15 protein-coding genes are annotated in these 15,115 nt (G+C 68.2%); 9 read left to right on the top strand and 6 right to left on the bottom strand.

Annotation, left to right across the window (positions count from 1 at the left end; translation table 11 throughout):
• Nucleotides 1-92: 92 nt before the first annotated feature.
• Nucleotides 93-566, bottom strand: a complete 474-nt coding sequence (locus tag WS70_RS03705) for an SRPBCC family protein (protein ID WP_059596403.1) — start codon at nucleotides 564-566, stop codon at nucleotides 93-95.
• Nucleotides 559-891: an ArsR/SmtB family transcription factor gene (locus tag WS70_RS03700; RefSeq protein ID WP_059596354.1), complete on the bottom strand. Its 333-nt coding sequence runs from the start codon at nucleotides 889-891 to the stop codon at nucleotides 559-561. The genes WS70_RS03705 and WS70_RS03700 overlap by 8 nt, the downstream gene beginning before the upstream one ends.
• A 171-nt stretch (nucleotides 892-1,062) precedes the next feature.
• Between WS70_RS03700 and WS70_RS03695 the strand changes: the two genes are divergently transcribed.
• Nucleotides 1,063-1,455, top strand: a complete 393-nt coding sequence (locus tag WS70_RS03695; protein WP_059470794.1) for a VOC family protein — start codon at nucleotides 1,063-1,065, stop codon at nucleotides 1,453-1,455.
• A gap of 322 nt (nucleotides 1,456-1,777) precedes the next feature.
• Nucleotides 1,778-2,464 carry a helix-turn-helix transcriptional regulator gene (locus WS70_RS03685; RefSeq protein ID WP_059470792.1) on the top strand — a complete coding sequence of 229 codons (687 nt, stop codon included), beginning with the start codon at nucleotides 1,778-1,780 and terminating at the stop codon, nucleotides 2,462-2,464.
• Between the two features lie 233 nt (nucleotides 2,465-2,697).
• Here the strand turns inward: WS70_RS03685 and WS70_RS03680 are convergent, their stop codons facing one another.
• From WS70_RS03680 to WS70_RS03670, 3 genes are read right to left on the bottom strand one after another with little or no spacing between them, the layout of a single operon-like run.
• Complete coding sequence (locus WS70_RS03680) at nucleotides 2,698-4,152, bottom strand: NAD(P)(+) transhydrogenase (Re/Si-specific) subunit beta (RefSeq protein ID WP_059470791.1); 1,455 nt, start codon at nucleotides 4,150-4,152, stop codon at nucleotides 2,698-2,700.
• Nucleotides 4,149-4,478, bottom strand: coding sequence for an NAD(P) transhydrogenase subunit alpha part 2 (locus WS70_RS03675; RefSeq protein WP_059470790.1), 330 nt, complete (start codon nucleotides 4,476-4,478; stop codon nucleotides 4,149-4,151). The genes WS70_RS03680 and WS70_RS03675 overlap by 4 nt, the downstream gene beginning before the upstream one ends.
• 11 nt (nucleotides 4,479-4,489) lie before the next feature.
• Nucleotides 4,490-5,629 carry a Re/Si-specific NAD(P)(+) transhydrogenase subunit alpha gene (locus WS70_RS03670; protein WP_059470789.1) on the bottom strand — a complete coding sequence of 380 codons (1,140 nt, stop codon included), beginning with the start codon at nucleotides 5,627-5,629 and terminating at the stop codon, nucleotides 4,490-4,492.
• 242 nt (nucleotides 5,630-5,871) lie between these two features.
• Between WS70_RS03670 and WS70_RS03665 the strand changes: the two genes are divergently transcribed.
• From WS70_RS03665 to WS70_RS03655, 3 genes are all read left to right on the top strand, one after another.
• The gene (locus WS70_RS03665) at nucleotides 5,872-6,381 is read left to right on the top strand and encodes an NUDIX hydrolase (RefSeq protein WP_059470788.1); all 510 of its coding nucleotides are present in this window, start codon (nucleotides 5,872-5,874) and stop codon (nucleotides 6,379-6,381) included.
• Entirely contained in the window at nucleotides 6,378-7,577 is a 1,200-nt protein-coding gene (gene mnmA, locus WS70_RS03660) for a tRNA 2-thiouridine(34) synthase MnmA (RefSeq protein WP_059596352.1), read from the top strand. The genes WS70_RS03665 and mnmA overlap by 4 nt, the downstream gene beginning before the upstream one ends.
• Before the next feature lie 121 nt (nucleotides 7,578-7,698).
• Entirely contained in the window at nucleotides 7,699-9,339 is a 1,641-nt protein-coding gene (locus WS70_RS03655) for an FMN-binding glutamate synthase family protein (RefSeq protein WP_059596351.1), read from the top strand.
• Nucleotides 9,340-9,537: 198 nt separating this feature from the next.
• Here WS70_RS03655 and WS70_RS03650 read toward each other — a convergent pair whose 3' ends face one another.
• Entirely contained in the window at nucleotides 9,538-10,149 is a 612-nt protein-coding gene (locus tag WS70_RS03650; RefSeq protein WP_059470785.1) for a glutathione S-transferase family protein, read from the bottom strand.
• 401 nt (nucleotides 10,150-10,550) lie between these two features.
• Between WS70_RS03650 and WS70_RS03640 the strand changes: the two genes are divergently transcribed.
• The 4 genes from WS70_RS03640 (at nucleotide 10,551) to WS70_RS03625 (ending at nucleotide 15,077) form a co-directional block, all read left to right on the top strand.
• On the top strand, nucleotides 10,551-11,960 hold the full coding sequence (locus WS70_RS03640) for an aminopeptidase P N-terminal domain-containing protein (protein WP_059470784.1): 1,410 nt from the start codon (nucleotides 10,551-10,553) through the stop codon (nucleotides 11,958-11,960).
• Nucleotides 11,961-12,003: 43 nt separating this feature from the next.
• The gene (locus tag WS70_RS03635; RefSeq protein WP_059470783.1) at nucleotides 12,004-13,197 is read left to right on the top strand and encodes a UbiH/UbiF/VisC/COQ6 family ubiquinone biosynthesis hydroxylase; all 1,194 of its coding nucleotides are present in this window, start codon (nucleotides 12,004-12,006) and stop codon (nucleotides 13,195-13,197) included.
• Nucleotides 13,198-13,782: 585 nt separating this feature from the next.
• On the top strand, nucleotides 13,783-14,847 hold the full coding sequence (gene dusB, locus WS70_RS03630; RefSeq protein WP_059596350.1) for a tRNA dihydrouridine synthase DusB: 1,065 nt from the start codon (nucleotides 13,783-13,785) through the stop codon (nucleotides 14,845-14,847).
• On the top strand, nucleotides 14,844-15,077 hold the full coding sequence (locus WS70_RS03625; RefSeq protein WP_059470781.1) for a Fis family transcriptional regulator: 234 nt from the start codon (nucleotides 14,844-14,846) through the stop codon (nucleotides 15,075-15,077). The genes dusB and WS70_RS03625 overlap by 4 nt, the downstream gene beginning before the upstream one ends.
• Nucleotides 15,078-15,115 lie beyond the last annotated feature (38 nt).

Raw genomic sequence — 15,115 nt, 5'->3', positions numbered from 1 at the left:
GCGCACCGGCGCGGCACGCATCGGAAGCCGCGCGCGAGCCTCGGCCGTTCTTACACCTTGGCCGCCGCGCATGACGGCGCGGCGCGCGATCCTCACTTCTTCTCTGCGCCGTCGCCGTGCCAGCGGCGCGCCGTCATCGCGAGCGGCCGCCCCGTCTCGAGCAGCGTCTTCAGGCTCGACAGCACGACGGGCCACCCCATCCGGATCCCGCGATCCATGTCCGAATCCGGCACGAGATTCTCGTGTGTCACGGTGAGCCGCACCGCGTCGTCCATGAACGGCTCGACGGCGAACGTCACGCGCGTGTCTTCGCCGCCGGCCGGAAACCGCCACGAGATCACGAGCCGGTTCGGCGGATCGTTCTCGATCACGTCGCCGACGAGATCGATCGTGTCCGGATCGTCATAATCCTGATGCTCCCAGCGCGAGCCAGGCTTCCAGTCCGGCGACGCGTTGCGGTGCCGGCACCAGTACTCCTTCGTCAGTTCCGCGTCGGTGAGCGCGTCGAACACGCGCTCGGGCGTCGATGCGATGTACGTCACGTACACATAAGCGGGGTCAGCCATCGTCGTCTCCATCGGTGCGGGCCGCTTCGAGTCCGCGTTTCAGTTCGGCGAGCGCCTGCAGGCGGCGACGCTCGAACGTGCCGATCCGGCGCTCGGCGATCTCGTGGATCGGCACGGGGTTCAGGCAGTGCGATTTCTCGCGGCCGCGCCGCACGGTCGCGACAAGATTCGCGTCCTCGAGGCGCGCCGGATGTTCGCTGACCGCCTGGCGGCTCATCGCGAGTCCTTCGCCGAGCTCGGGCAGCGTCTCGCCGTTTCGCGCGCGCAGCAAATCGAGCAGGCGGCGGCGCGTCGCGTCCATGAGCGCTTTGAATACGAGGTCCATCGGATATCGGCCGGTATCGCTTCATTGTGCAACCTCGAAGTTGCACGTCAAGCGCCGTTACGCTGCTGACAGTACGTTGTCAGCAGACCCCGCGCACACTGCGATGCCGTCGCGCTGCGACGCGGGTTTCCGGGACGGTTTCCCCGCATATCAACGTACAAGGAGCTTGCAATGACTACCGCAAACAGCGAAAGCGTAATCGCCTGGTTCGACATCCCGTCAATCGATTTCGATCGCGCGATCCGCTTCTACGAAGCGGTGCTGCAAACGGCGTTGCAGCGAGAAGTGATCGGCGGGGTGCCGACCGCGGTCTTCGTGCATCCGGAGGCGGCCACAGGCGGCGCGGTCGTCTACGATCCGCAGCGGCTGAAGCCGGGCCCGGACGGCGCCGTCGTCTACCTGAATGCGAACGGCCCGGTGACGGCCGCGCTCGAGCGCGCGAAGCGCGCGGGCGGCATCGTGCAGGGCTCGGTGATCGAGTTGCCGAACGGCTATGGCTACATCGGCTATCTCGTCGACACCGAGGGCAATCGCGTCGGCCTGCACTCGCTCAAATGCAGCTGAGCGCGGCGACGCGGGAACGCATGCTCGCGCGTGCCGGCGCAACGGCCGCCGCGCGAACCGTGACGCGCTACGCCGCCGCGGCCGCGGCGACGGCGATTGCCGCGGCCGCGCGTCTGCCCGCGTCGCGAGCGGCGGCAGTAGCGGAGGCGGCAGTAGCGAAGACGGCGGCGGCAATAGCAGAGGCGGCATCCGCGCACGTGCAACCGTGCGCGATCGTAATCGCGCGGGCTGAGCCGACGACGAAAACCGCGCGTGCCCGCTGTCGCGCGCGGCGCTATCATCGCGGCATTCCCAATCCCGTCCCCACTCTCGGAGCCCCGCGATGACGCGTCGCGCCGACCGCCTGTTCCAGATCGCCGAATTGCTGCGCGGCCGCCGCCTGACGACCGCGCAGCAGCTCGCCGACTGGCTGTCGGTATCGCCGCGCACCGTGTACCGCGACGTGCGCGACTTGCAGCTGTCGGGCGTGCCGATCGAAGGAGAAGCCGGGATCGGCTACCGCCTGAACCGCGCGGCGAGCCTGCCGCCCCTCACGTTCACCGCGGAGGAGCTGGCCGCGCTCGCGGCGGGCGCGCGGATGCTCGAGACGTGGGGCGGCGCGCGCTTCGCGGGCGGCGCGCGTTCGGCGCTCGCGAAGATCGCGTCGGCGATGCCCGCCGACAAGCGCGCGACGCTCGACCGGCTCGCGGTATTCGCGCCGTCGTTTCACATCGACCGCGCGTTCTCGGAGAAAGTGGATGCGCTGCACGAAGCGGTCGACGGCCGCCGCATCGTGAGCTTCGCGTACTGCGACCGGCTCGGCGCGCAGACGACGCGCCGCGTATGGCCGCTCGGGCTCGTCTACTGGGGCGGGCGCTGGACGATCGGCGCATGGTGCGAGCTGCGCGAAGACTTCCGCACGTTCGACATCGCGCGAATGAACGAAGTCGCAGTGCACGCGGCGTTTCCGGATCAGGAGGGCAAGCGGCTCGCCGACTATCTGCGCAAGGCGAACGCGCCCGTGCGTTGACGCGCGGCGCGACGGCAAGCGCACGAGCGATCGTCGCGCGAACGCAACCCGAACGATCCGTGACGGCGTCGAATCGCTCGAATCGCATGTGGCGATCCGCGACGTACATGCGTCAGCCGCAGACAAAAAGAAAAACGCCGAAACGATGCGCCGCCCCGCGGGCCGCGCGCCGATCGGCGCCCTGTACGCGAACGGCGAGCGCCCCGGCCGACGCCGGCGCGCCCGCGCATCGCTTACTCGACCGACTTCACCATGTCCTCGATGACTTTCTTCGCATCGCCGAAGACCATCATCGTCTTGTCCATGTAGAAGAGCTCGTTGTCGAGGCCCGCGTAGCCCGCGGCCATCGACCGCTTGTTGACGATCACGGTGCGCGCCTTGTACGCCTCGATGATCGGCATCCCCGCGATCGGCGATTTCGGATCGTTCTTCGCAGCCGGATTCACCACGTCGTTCGCGCCGAGCACGAGCACCACGTCGACCTGCCCGAACTCGCCGTTGATGTCCTCCATCTCGTGGACGATCTCGTACGGCACTTCCGCTTCCGCGAGCAGCACATTCATGTGGCCCGGCATCCGCCCCGCGACCGGATGGATCGCATAGCGCACGTCGATGCCCTTCTCGACGAGCTTGTCGGTCAGCTCCTTCAGCGCATGCTGCGCACGCGCGACGGCAAGCCCGTAGCCCGGCACGATCACGACCGTTTCGGCGTTGCCGAGCATGAACGACGCGTCTTCCGCGGAACCCGACTTCACCGGCCGCTGCTCCTGCGAGCCGCCGCTCGCCGCCGTGCCCGGCTCGGCGCCGAAGCCGCCCAGCAGCACGTTGAAGAACGAGCGGTTCATCGCGTGGCACATGATGTACGACAGGATCGCGCCCGACGAGCCGACCAACGAGCCCGCGATGATCAGCATCGCGTTGTTCAGCGAAAAGCCGATGCCCGCCGCCGCCCAGCCCGAATACGAGTTCAGCATCGACACGACGACCGGCATGTCCGCGCCGCCGATCGGGATGATGATCAGCACGCCCAGCGCGAACGCGATCGCCGTCATGATCCCGAACGGCAGCCACGACTGCGTCACGAAGAACAGGATGCCGAAGCCGAGCATGCCGAGCGCGAGCATCAGGTTGATCAGATGCTGCCCCGGATAGACGACGGGCGCGCCCTGAAAGAGCCGGAACTTGTACTTGCCCGACAGCTTGCCGAACGCGATCACCGAGCCGGAGAACGTGATCGCGCCGACGAACGTGCCGATGAAGAGCTCGATCCGGTTGCCGAACGGAATGAAGTTCGGCGACGCCGCATCCTGCGGCACGAGCCCGAACGCCTCCGGCTCGGCCACGACCGCGACCGCGATGCACACGGCCGCGAGACCGATCAGCGAGTGCATCGCCGCGACGAGCTCCGGCATCTTCGTCATCTCGACGCGCGCGGCGATCACCGCACCGACCGCGCCGCCGATCACGAGCGCGCCGAACACGAGCCCGAGGCCGAGCGGCAGGTTCGCGCCGAGCCAGGCGGCCTGCTTGACGATCAGCGCGACGGTCGTCAGGATCGCGATCGCCATCCCGACCATTCCGAATAGATTGCCTCGTCTAGCGCTCTTCGGATTCGACAGGCCCTTCAGCGCCTGGATGAAGCACACCGACGCAACGAGGTACAGCAGCGTGACGACGTTCATGCTCATCGCGCGCCCTCCTTCGCCTTGCCGTTCGCCTGCTTCGGCTCTTTCTTCTTGAACATCTCGAGCATGCGCCTCGTCACGAGAAAGCCGCCGAACACGTTGACGGCCGCGAGCGCGACGGCGAGCGTGCCGAAGAACTTGCCGACGCCGCCCAGCGTCAGTGCGGCCGCGAGCATCGCGCCGACGATCACGATCGCCGAGATCGCGTTCGTCACCGCCATCAGCGGCGTGTGCAGCGCGGGCGTCACGTTCCAGACCACGTGGTAGCCGACGTACACCGCCAGCACGAAGATGATCACGTTGATGACCGTGTGATTGATGATCTCCATCCCGCCTCCCGTTATTTGCGCGCGACCTCGCCGTCGCGACACAGAAGCATCGCGGCGACGATGTCGTCCGAAAGATCGATGTTGAGCGCGCCTTCCTTCGTGACGATCAGCTTCAGGAAGTCGAACAGATTGCGCGCGTAGAGCGATGACGCGTCGGCGGGCACCATCGCGGCCAGGTTCGTGTAGCCGGCGATCGTCACGCCCTGATGGACGATCACCTGGTCGGCGACGGTGAGCGGGCAGTTGCCGCTCTTGCGGCCGTCGAATTCGGGGCCGCGGCCCGCCGCGAGATCGACGAGCACCGAGCCCGGCTTCATCGACTGCACGGTCTCGACGGAAATCAGCGTCGGCGCGGGACGGCCCGGAATCAGCGCGGTCGTGATGACGATGTCGGCCTGCTTCGCGCGCTCGTGCACGAGCGCCGCCTGACGCCCCAGCCACGACGCCGGCATCGGCCGCGCGTAGCCGCCGACGCCTTCGGCCGCGTCGCGCTCTTCTTGCGTTTCGTAAGGAACGTCGAGGAATTTCGCGCCGAGCGATTCGATCTGCTCCTTCACTGCGGGACGCACGTCGGACGCTTCGATGACGGCGCCGAGGCGCTTCGCGGTCGCGATCGCCTGCAGCCCTGCGACGCCCGCGCCGAGGATCAGCACGCGCGCGGCCTTCACGGTGCCCGCGGCCGTCATCAGCATCGGAAAGAAGCGCGGATACAGCGCCGCGGCGACGAGCACCGCCTTGTAGCCGGCGATGTTCGCCTGCGACGACAGCACGTCGAGGCTCTGCGCGCGCGTCGTGCGCGGCGCGGCTTCGAGCGCGAAGCCCGTGACGCCCGCCGCCGCCAGACGCGCCGCCTGCTCGGCGTTGAACGGCTCGAGCATCCCGACGAGCGTCGCGCCGCGCTTCAGCTGCGCGGCCTCCGCATCGGTGGGCGCCTGCACCTTCAGCACGATGTCCGCGCCGAACGCGGTGGCCGCGTCGGTCAGCTCGGCGCCGGCGGCCGCGTATGCGTCGTCCGGAAAGCTCGCGGCCACGCCTGCGCCGCGCTCGACCGTCACGCGGTGGCCGGCCGCCGCGTATTTCTTGACCGTCTCCGGCGTCGCCGCCACGCGCGCCTCGTTCGCCCGCGTTTCGGCAGGCACTCCGATATGCATCGTCGATCCCTCCTCTTCGTTTGTTCTACTGCGACGGCGAGCCGGACGACTGACATACCGGCTCGAAGGCAACGGCTGTTTCAGGCGCCACTTTAACCGAAAGCGGCGACGAATCAGCAATGCGACCCCTTCCCGGTCGACTGGCGTGTGCACGTGGGCAACGCCCGGAGTTGCGTCGGGGTCGGAACCGCGCTATACGCGAATCCGGCAGCAGCGCGGCGCAACCGGTAAAATGCACGGCTATGAAACCCGAAATCTGGACCCCGCACGTGACGGTCGCCGCGATCGTCGAACGCGACGGGCGCTTTCTCGTGATCGAAGAACATACGTCGTCCGGCCTGCGCATCAATCAGCCGGCGGGCCACCTCGAAGCCGGCGAGACCCTCGTCGAAGCGGTGATCCGCGAGACGCTCGAGGAAACCGCGCATCCGTTCGAGCCGGACGCGCTCGTCGGCGTGTATCTCGCGCACTACGCGCGCCCGGCGAGCGCCGGCGCGACCTACCTGCGCTTCACGTTCTGCGGCCGCGCGGGCGACGCGCTCGCCAATCACACGCTCGACGACGGCATCGTCCGCACGTTGTGGATGACGGCCGACGAACTGCGCGCCTGCGAGGATCGCCATCGGTCGCCCGCCGTGATGCGCTGCGTCGACGACTACCTCGCCGGCCGCCGCGTGCCGCTCGATTTCGTGCATACGCATTCGGTCGCGCCGTATCGCGCGGCCCCGGATCATCAGGCGGCGGGCAAATGACGAAGCGCCGAGTCGTGGTGGGCATGTCGGGCGGCGTCGATTCGTCGGTCACCGCATGGCTGCTGAAGGAACAGGGCTACGACGTCGTCGGCCTCTTCATGAAGAACTGGGAAGACGACGACGACGGCGAATACTGCTCGACGCGGCAGGACTGGATCGATGTCGTGTCGGTCGCGGACCTGATCGGCATCGACGTCGAGGCGGTGAACTTCGCTGCCGAATACAAGGACCGCGTGTTCGCCGAATTCCTGCGCGAATACTCGGCGGGCCGCACGCCGAATCCGGACGTGCTGTGCAACGCGGAGATCAAGTTCAAGGCGTTCCTCGATCACGCGATGTCGCTCGGCGCCCAGACGATCGCGACCGGCCATTACGCGCGCGTGCGCGAGCGCGACGGCCGCTTCGAGCTCCTGAAGGCGTTCGATCATACGAAAGACCAGTCGTACTTCCTGCATCGCCTCAATCAGGCGCAGTTGTCGAAGACGCTGTTCCCGCTCGGCGAAATCCCGAAGACGAAGGTGCGCGAGATCGCCGAGCAGATCGGGCTGCCGAACGCGAAGAAGAAGGATTCGACGGGCATCTGCTTCATCGGCGAGCGCCCGTTCCGCGATTTCCTGAACCGCTATCTGCCGACGAAGCCCGGCCCGATGAAGACGCCCGACGGCAAGACGGTCGGCGAGCACATCGGCCTCGCGTTCTACACGTTCGGCCAGAGGAAGGGCATCGGGCTCGGCGGCAGCAAGGACGGCAGCGGCGAGCCGTGGTTCGTCGCGGCGAAGGACATTGCGTCGAACACGCTCTACGTCGTGCAGGGCCACGATCATCCGTGGCTGCTGTCGCGCGAGCTCGTCGCGGGCAATGTCAGTTGGGTCGCGGGCGAACTGCCCATCGACGGCTTCGCGTGCGGCGCGAAGACCCGCTATCGGCAGGCCGACGCGGCTTGTATTTTCGGCCGGGCCGCGTCAGGCCGGGCCGCGTCGGGCGGCGGCGCGGCGAGCGGCGTTGCAGCCGACGCAAGCGGCGAGCGCTTCTCGCTGACGTTCGACGAGCCGCAATGGGCGGTCACGCCCGGCCAGTCGGCGGTGCTGTACGACGGCGACGTGTGCCTCGGCGGCGGCATCATCGAATCCGCGGCAACGGGACGCCCCGACGCCGCGCACGCGGGCGGCGCGCCCGCGCTCGCCGAAGCGCGCTGACCCCCGATCGGTTTAGACTTGCGGCACGCGACGGACGGCGCGCCGGCACGTCCGCGTCCGCGCCCGCCGCCGCGCCGCTCGTCGACGCATGGCGGCATCCGAAAAACGATATGGAGTCCCCATGCTTTCTCGACGTTATCTCGCGATGTGGTGCGCGGTCGCCCTCTTCGCGGCCGTCGCCGTGCTCGCGGCCCGGCATGCGATCTCGTGGCTGTGGATCGCGCCCGTCGCCGCGCTCGTCGCGCTCGGCCTGTACGACCTGAAGCAGGACCGCCACGCGATCCTGCGCAATTACCCGCTGTGGGGCCATCTGCGCTTCCTGTTCGAATTCATCCGTCCTGAAATCCGCCAGTACTTCGTCGAAGACGACACCGACGAAAAGCCGTTCTCGCGCGCGCAGCGCAGCCTCGTCTATCAGCGCGCGAAGAACGTCGCCGACAACCGGCCGTACGGCACCGAGCTCGACGTGAAGGCGGTCGCGCACGAATGGATCAGCCATTCGCTCGCGCCGACGAAGCTGGCCGGCCACGATTTCCGGGTCCGCGTCGGCGCGATGCGCCAAGCGCCGTACGACATCTCGATCTTCAACATTTCGGCGATGAGCTTCGGCGCGCTATCGGCGAACGCGATCCGCGCGCTGAACCTGGGCGCGAAGCAAGGCGGCTTCGCGCACGACACGGGCGAAGGCTCGCTGTCGAAATATCACCGCGAGCACGGCGGCGACATCATCTGGGAGATCGGCTCCGGCTACTTCGGCTGCCGCCGCGACGACGGCACGTTCGATCCGGACAAGTTCGAGAAGCAGGCGCGCGACCCGCAGGTGAAGATGATCGAGGTGAAGCTGTCGCAAGGCGCGAAGCCCGGCCACGGCGGCGTGCTGCCCGCCGCGAAGATCACGCCCGAGATCGCCGAGACGCGCGGCGTGCCGATGGGCAAGGATTGCGTGTCGCCCGCCGCGCATTCGGCGTTCTCGACGCCGCGCGGGTTGCTCGAGTTCGTCGAACGGCTGCGCGAGCTGTCGGGCGGCAAGCCGACGGGCTTCAAGCTGTGCGTCGGCCATCCGTGGGAATTCTTCGGGATCGCGAAGGCGATGCTCGAGACGGGCATCGTGCCGGACTTCATCGTCGTCGACGGCGCGGAAGGCGGCACCGGCGCGGCGCCCCTCGAATTCACCGATCACGTCGGCGTGCCGCTGCAGGAAGGGCTCCTCCTCGTGCACAACACGCTCGTCGGGATCGGGCTGCGCGATCAGGTGAAGCTCGGCGCAAGCGGCAAGATCATCACCGCGTTCGACATCGCGCGCACGCTCGCGATCGGCGCGGACTGGGTGAACTCGGCGCGCGGCTTCATGTTCGCGGTCGGCTGCATCCAGGCGCAGCACTGCCATACGGACCGCTGCCCGACGGGCGTCGCGACGCAGGACCCGGTGCGCCAGCGCGCGCTCGTCGTGCCGGACAAGGCGGAGCGCGTCCACGGCTTCCATCGCAACACGCTGCACGCGCTGCAGGAACTCGTGCAGGCGGCGGGGCTGTCGCATCCGTCCGAGCTGCGCGCGCATCACATCGTGCAGCGCGTCGCGCCGCACGAAGTGCGACTGATGTCGCAGTTGCTCAAGTATCTGGAGCCGGGTGCGCTGCTGAACGGCGACCATTGCGGCTTCTCGCTGTACGAGACATGGTGGCCCGTCGCGCGCAGCGACTCGTTCTCACTCGGCGAGAGCGGGTACGCGCGCATCGGCGGAAGCGCGCCGGCGCGCGCCTAGTTCGACAGAAAAACGCCCCTCGGAAGGGCGTTTTCTCGTAAGTCGCCGCGGCGTGGCGCACCGCGATCGCGAGCAGCCGGCGAGCTTGGCCGTCGGCTCGCGCATCGAAACGTCGCGCGCCGCCCACGCGCCGCGCGTCAAACGAAAAACGCCCCGGTAACGGGGCGTTTTGTCATCGACGCCGCGCGCGGCGTCGCGTCACTGCGGCACTGTGTCGACGAACGGCTGGCGCTGCGACAGCTTCACGAAATGCTTGTCGAGATTCGGATGGCGCTCGCGCCAGTTGATTTCGGGCATCCGGAAATCGAGGTAGCCGAGCGTGCAGCCGAGCGCGATGTCGGCAAGCGTGTAGTGATTGCCGACGCACCACATCTTGCCGCCCAGGCCCTGCGACATCGCGACGAGACCGTCGTCGATCTTGCGCTGCTGGCGCGCGATCCATGCGTCGCTGCGCTGCTGCGGCTCGCGCTGCGTGTGCTCGATACGAATTGCGACCGACGCGTCGAGCACGCCGTCGCCGAGCGCCTCCCAGCACCGCACCTCGACGCGCTCGCGTCCGGACGGCGGGATCAGCTTGCCGACGGGCGAAAGCGTGTCGACGTATTCGCAGATCACGCGCGAATCGAACACGGCGGCGCCGTCCTCCATCACGAGGCACGGCACCTTGCCGAGCGGGTTCGACGCATGGATGTCGGTGTCCGGCGCCCAGACGTTCTCGAGCTCCAGCTTGTAGTCGATCTTCTTTTCAGCGAGCACGATTCGCGCCTTGCGGACGAACGGGCTGCTGAGCGAACCGATTAATTTCATCATCTGTCTTCTGTCGGGAATACCGCCCGAGAGTATACGTTGTCGCCGATCATAACCGGCCGTTGCGTCTCCGTTGATAATCGGCCATCCGGCCTGTGGATGGTTTGCAACAATCGCGGCCGCCGCGCGGGCCGCGCGACCGGGCAAGACAGCGGAGGTTGCGCCGTGCGGTTTCGCGTTGCGGCCGTCCGGCTTTTGCCGCGGGCCCGAGCTGCCGTTTTGCGCCGGCGCGTGCCGGCCAAGCGTGATTTCCCGCGGACCGCACGGCATCGCGCCGCGCACGGTGCGTCGTTGCGTGCGCGCCGTGGCGGCCGCATCGCCGCCGCACGACCGACGGCCCGCCGCCCCCACCCGCCGCCCCCACCCGTCGCGCGCGACCCGCGCGACGGCGCTACAATCGCATGATGAATCAACCGACCGAACCCGCCATCGCCCTCGACGTCTACCGCCAGCGCCGTGACCGCGTGCTGGCATCGCTGCGCGCGCAAGGCGGCGGCGTCGCCATCGTGCCCACCGCGCCGGAAGTGCTCCGCAATCGCGACAGCGGCTATCCGTACCGGCACGACAGCTACTTCTACTACCTGACGGGCTTCACCGAGCCCGACGCGCTCCTCGTCCTCGACGCGTCGGCGACGGACGACGCGCCGCGTGCGATCCTGTTCTGCCGCGCGAAGAATCCCGAGCGCGAAATCTGGGAAGGGTTCCATTTCGGGCCCGAGGCCGCGCGGGACGCGTTCGGCTTCGACGCCGCGTTCCCATACGACGCGCTCGACGCCGAAATGCCGCGCATCGTCGCCGATGCGCACGCGCTCTTTTATCGCTTCGGCGTTTCGACCGAATTCGACGGCCGCCTGAACGGCTGGCTTGACGCGGTGCGCTCGCGCGCCCGCGCAGGCGTCGCCGCGCCAGGCGCCGCGTTCGATCTCGGGCCGCTGCTCGACGACATGCGGCTTGTCAAGGACGCGCACGAGCAAGCGATCATGCGCCGCGCGGCCGGGATTTCCGCGCTCGCGCACCTTCGCGCGATGGCCGCATGCCGACCTGGCATCCGCGAATACGAACTCGAAGCCGAGTTGCTTTACACGTTCCGCCGCCACGGCGCGCAATCGCCCGCGTACGGCTCGATCGTCGCGACGGGCGCGAACGCGTGCGTGCTCCACTACCCGGCGGGCGACGCGATCGTCGAGGACGGCGACCTGATCCTGATCGACGCGGCATGCGAGCTCGACGGCTACGCATCCGACATCACGCGCACGTTCCCGGCGAACGGCCGCTTTTCAGGCCCGCAGCGCGCGCTCTACGAGATCGTGCTCGCCGCGCAGGAAGCGGCGATCGCGGCGACGCGCGCGGGCGCCGCATTCGACGCGCCGCACGACGCCGCGGTGCGCGTGCTCGCACAGGGCATGCTCGACACCGGCCTCGTGCCGAAGACTCGCTTCGCGAGCGTCGACGACGTGATCGCCGAGCGCGCGTACACGCGCTTCTACATGCACCGCACGGGCCACTGGCTCGGGATGGACGTGCACGACTGCGGCGACTACCGCGAGCGCCGCGCGCCGCGCGACGACGACGGCGCGCTGCCGTCGCGCGTGCTGCACGCGGGGATGGCGCTCACGATCGAGCCGGGGCTGTACGTGCGTCCGGCCGACGACGTGCCGCAGGCATTCTGGGACATCGGCATCCGGATCGAGGACGACGCGTTCGTCACGCCGACGGGATGCGAGCTGATCACGCGCGACGTGCCGGTGGCCGCGGACGAGATCGAGGCGCTGATGCGCGATGCGCCGACCCAGACCGTCCGCCCGCAGCCGTGACCCGCACCCGCTGCTTCCCACCGAGACCCACGATTCACGAACGATGACGACCGCCGCCCCTTCGCCTGCTTTCGACTTCGATATCGCGATCGTCGGCGCCGGGCCGGTCGGGCTCGCGCTCGCCGGCTGGCTCGCGCGCCGCAGTGCGACCCGTGCGCTGTCCGTCGCGCTGATCGACGCACGCGATCCCGACGCGAGCGCGAACGATCCTCGCGCGATTGCCGTGTCGCACGGCAGCCGGATGCTGCTCGATACGCTCGGCTGGCCGGGCGACGCGACGCCGATCGAGCACATCCACGTGTCGCAGCGCGGCCACTTCGGCCGCACGCTGATCGATCGCGACGAGCACGACCTCGCCGCGCTCGGCTACGTCGTGCGCTACGGCTCGATCGTGCAGGCGCTCGCGCGCGCGGTGCGCGGCACGCGCGCGCACTGGTTCACGTCGACGTCCGCGCATTCGCCGACGCAGGACGCCGACGGCGCGACGATCACGCTCGACACGCTGCAAGGCACGCGCGAGTTGCGCGCGCGCGTGCTCGTCAACGCGGAGGGCGGCCTCTTCGACGACCGGAAGCGCAAGCTGACCGAGAGTGCGAAGAGCCGCGACTACGGGCAGACGGCGCTCGTCGGCACCGTCACGGTGTCGGCGCCGCGGCCGCGCGTCGCGTGGGAGCGCTTCACCGCCGAAGGCCCGCTCGCGCTGCTGCCGCTCGGCGGCCCGCGGCAGGCGGACTACGCGCTCGTCTGGTGCTGCGCGCCCGATGTCGCGCGGCGGCGCAGCGAATTGTCCGACGACGCATTCCTGCAGGAACTCGGCGCGATGTTCGGCGCGCGGATGGGACGCTTCACGCAAATCGTCGGGCGCGCGGCGTTCCCGCTCGGACTCGCTGCGGCGGAAACGCTCGTCGACAGACGGATCGCGATCGTCGGCAACGCCGCGCAAACGCTGCACCCGGTCGCGGGCCAGGGGCTCAACCTCGGGCTGCGCGACGCGCACACGCTCGCCGAGACGCTGTCCGAACACGGCGCGACACCGCTCGCGCTCGCGACGTTCAACGCGCGCCGCGCGCTCGACAGGCGCCTCACGATCGGCGCGACCGACACGCTCGCACGCCTTTTCACCGTCGACTCGCGACCGCTCGCCGTGCTGCGCGGCGCGGCGCTCACCGCGCTCGAATTCGTGCCGCCGCTCAAGACCGCGATCGCGCGGCAGATGATGTTCGGGCAGCGGCGGTGAGGCAGGTGGCGTCGACCATTCAGCGTCGAGCGGCTGGCTGACGATCGGATTGATGGCCGATTCCGTTGAAAAACGCCGTTTCCGAAACCTCGCTTGCCATTCGCGAAGAATCGACCCGTCAGGTCGCTCGACAAGCCACGCTTGGGCGCCTGCCAAGGAAGAGGGCTCTTGAGAATCTGGCTCCGCCCATGGTCAGCGCGTTTTTCGACAGAATCGGCTGACGGCTGACATCCAGATTCTCATCTCTCACCTCGCGTACGCTTTCCGCCACGCAGCCTATGCCGGCACGCACGCGGCAACGCCGCACGACGCATCGGCGCGACCGCAAAGCACGCGCGCACGGCATCGTCGGCGACATCGCTCGCATGGCCGGTTCGCGCGTCCCGAAACGACCTCCCGACGCATCGCGTGTACTCCGCTTTGCAGCCACGCACGATGCGCCATCCCACATTCACGCAATATTCATCGACGATTTAACGATTGCCGACAGTTGCCTAATTCGGCGGCACCAGCGGTTACGGTAAAATGCGCGTTTTCCCTTTCGCCTGCCCCCCGCCCGCGCCCCGCGCGGGCGCTCCCATTGCGATGCCCGTCCTAGGCTCTCACGTCCTGCGCAACAATCTGTTCGTCGCCCCGATGGCGGGCGTCACGGACCGGCCGTTCCGCCAGCTGTGCAAACGGCTCGGCGCGGGCTACGCCGTGTCCGAGATGGTCGCGTCGAACGCGCAGTTGTGGAAGAGCGAGAAGACGATGCGCCGCGCGAACCACGCGGGCGAAGTCGAACCGATCGCAGTGCAGATCGCGGGCGCCGATCCGGTGATGATGGCCGAGGCCGCGCGTCACAACGTCGCGAACGGCGCGCAGATCATCGACATCAACATGGGCTGTCCGGCGAAGAAGGTCTGCAACGTCGCCGCCGGCTCCGCGCTGCTGCAGAACGAACCGCTCGTGCAGCGAATCGTCGAGGCGGTGGTCGCCGCGGTCGGCACGGGGCCTGATGCGGTGCCCGTCACACTGAAGATCCGAACCGGCTGGGACCGCGAACACAAGAACGCGATCATGGTCGCGAAGCTCGCCGAGGCAGCCGGCATCTCGATGCTGACCGTGCACGGCAGAACCCGCGCCGATCTGTACCGCGGCGACGCCGAATACGACACGATCGCTGCCGTGAAGAGTGCGGTGCACATTCCGGTCGTCGCGAACGGCGACATTACGTCGCCGCAGAAAGCGAAGGCGGTGCTCGAAGCAACGGGCGCCGACGCGCTGATGATCGGCCGCGCGGCGCAAGGAAGGCCATGGCTTTTTCGAGAAATCGGTCATTTCCTGCAAAGCGGCGAGCTCCTGCCGCCGCCGCGCATCGACGAGATCCGCCAGGTGATGAACGAGCACCTCGAGGATCACTACGCGTTCTACGGCGAATTCACGGGAGTCCGTACTGCGCGCAAGCACATCGGCTGGTACACTCGCGGCCTTTCCGGTGCCAACGGATTCCGGCACCGGATGAATACGCTCGATTCCACGCGCGAGCAACTTGCCGCCGTCAACGAATTCTTCGACGCGCAACAGGCATTGTCCGACCGCCTCGTCTACGTGGACGAAGAAGACGGCGGCCGCGGCGAGCCGGGCGATCCTAACCAATTAGCAGCATGAGCAAGCACAACATCGAACAATGCGTCCGCGACAGCCTGGGTGGCTACTTCCGGGATCTCGACGGCTCCAATCCGCACGACGTCTACGAGATGGTGATGTCGTGCGTCGAAAAGCCTATGCTCGAAGTCGTGCTCGAACAGGCGGGCGGCAACCAGTCGCTCGCCGCGGAGTACCTCGGCATCAATCGCAACACGCTGCGCAAGAAGCTGCAGCAGCACGGCCTGCTGTAGGCGGCCGCCCCGTCCCCGTTTTCTGGCTATTGGTGGTT

Source organism: Burkholderia mayonis (genome assembly GCF_001523745.2).
Classification (GTDB): Bacteria; Pseudomonadota; Gammaproteobacteria; order Burkholderiales; family Burkholderiaceae; genus Burkholderia; species Burkholderia mayonis.
The sequence above is the reverse complement of the archived record's forward strand: the minus strand, read 5'-3'. Positions and strand labels throughout refer to the sequence as shown.

Excerpts from the sequence above, each read along its gene's own strand:
- WS70_RS03705 (WP_059596403.1), bottom strand. The coding sequence starts at position 566 with ATGGCTGACCCCGCTTATGTGTACGTGACGTACATCGCATCGACGCCC.
- WS70_RS03700 (WP_059596354.1), bottom strand. The coding sequence starts at position 891 with ATGGACCTCGTATTCAAAGCGCTCATGGACGCGACGCGCCGCCGCCTG.
- WS70_RS03695 (WP_059470794.1), top strand. The coding sequence starts at position 1,063 with ATGACTACCGCAAACAGCGAAAGCGTAATCGCCTGGTTCGACATCCCG.
- WS70_RS03685 (WP_059470792.1), top strand. The coding sequence starts at position 1,778 with ATGACGCGTCGCGCCGACCGCCTGTTCCAGATCGCCGAATTGCTGCGC.
- WS70_RS03680 (WP_059470791.1), bottom strand. The coding sequence starts at position 4,152 with ATGAGCATGAACGTCGTCACGCTGCTGTACCTCGTTGCGTCGGTGTGC.
- WS70_RS03675 (WP_059470790.1), bottom strand. The coding sequence starts at position 4,478 with ATGGAGATCATCAATCACACGGTCATCAACGTGATCATCTTCGTGCTG.
- WS70_RS03670 (WP_059470789.1), bottom strand. The coding sequence starts at position 5,629 with ATGCATATCGGAGTGCCTGCCGAAACGCGGGCGAACGAGGCGCGCGTG.
- WS70_RS03665 (WP_059470788.1), top strand. The coding sequence starts at position 5,872 with ATGAAACCCGAAATCTGGACCCCGCACGTGACGGTCGCCGCGATCGTC.
- mnmA (WP_059596352.1), top strand. The coding sequence starts at position 6,378 with ATGACGAAGCGCCGAGTCGTGGTGGGCATGTCGGGCGGCGTCGATTCG.
- WS70_RS03655 (WP_059596351.1), top strand. The coding sequence starts at position 7,699 with ATGCTTTCTCGACGTTATCTCGCGATGTGGTGCGCGGTCGCCCTCTTC.
- WS70_RS03650 (WP_059470785.1), bottom strand. The coding sequence starts at position 10,149 with ATGATGAAATTAATCGGTTCGCTCAGCAGCCCGTTCGTCCGCAAGGCG.
- WS70_RS03640 (WP_059470784.1), top strand. The coding sequence starts at position 10,551 with ATGAATCAACCGACCGAACCCGCCATCGCCCTCGACGTCTACCGCCAG.
- WS70_RS03635 (WP_059470783.1), top strand. The coding sequence starts at position 12,004 with ATGACGACCGCCGCCCCTTCGCCTGCTTTCGACTTCGATATCGCGATC.
- dusB (WP_059596350.1), top strand. The coding sequence starts at position 13,783 with ATGCCCGTCCTAGGCTCTCACGTCCTGCGCAACAATCTGTTCGTCGCC.
- WS70_RS03625 (WP_059470781.1), top strand. The coding sequence starts at position 14,844 with ATGAGCAAGCACAACATCGAACAATGCGTCCGCGACAGCCTGGGTGGC.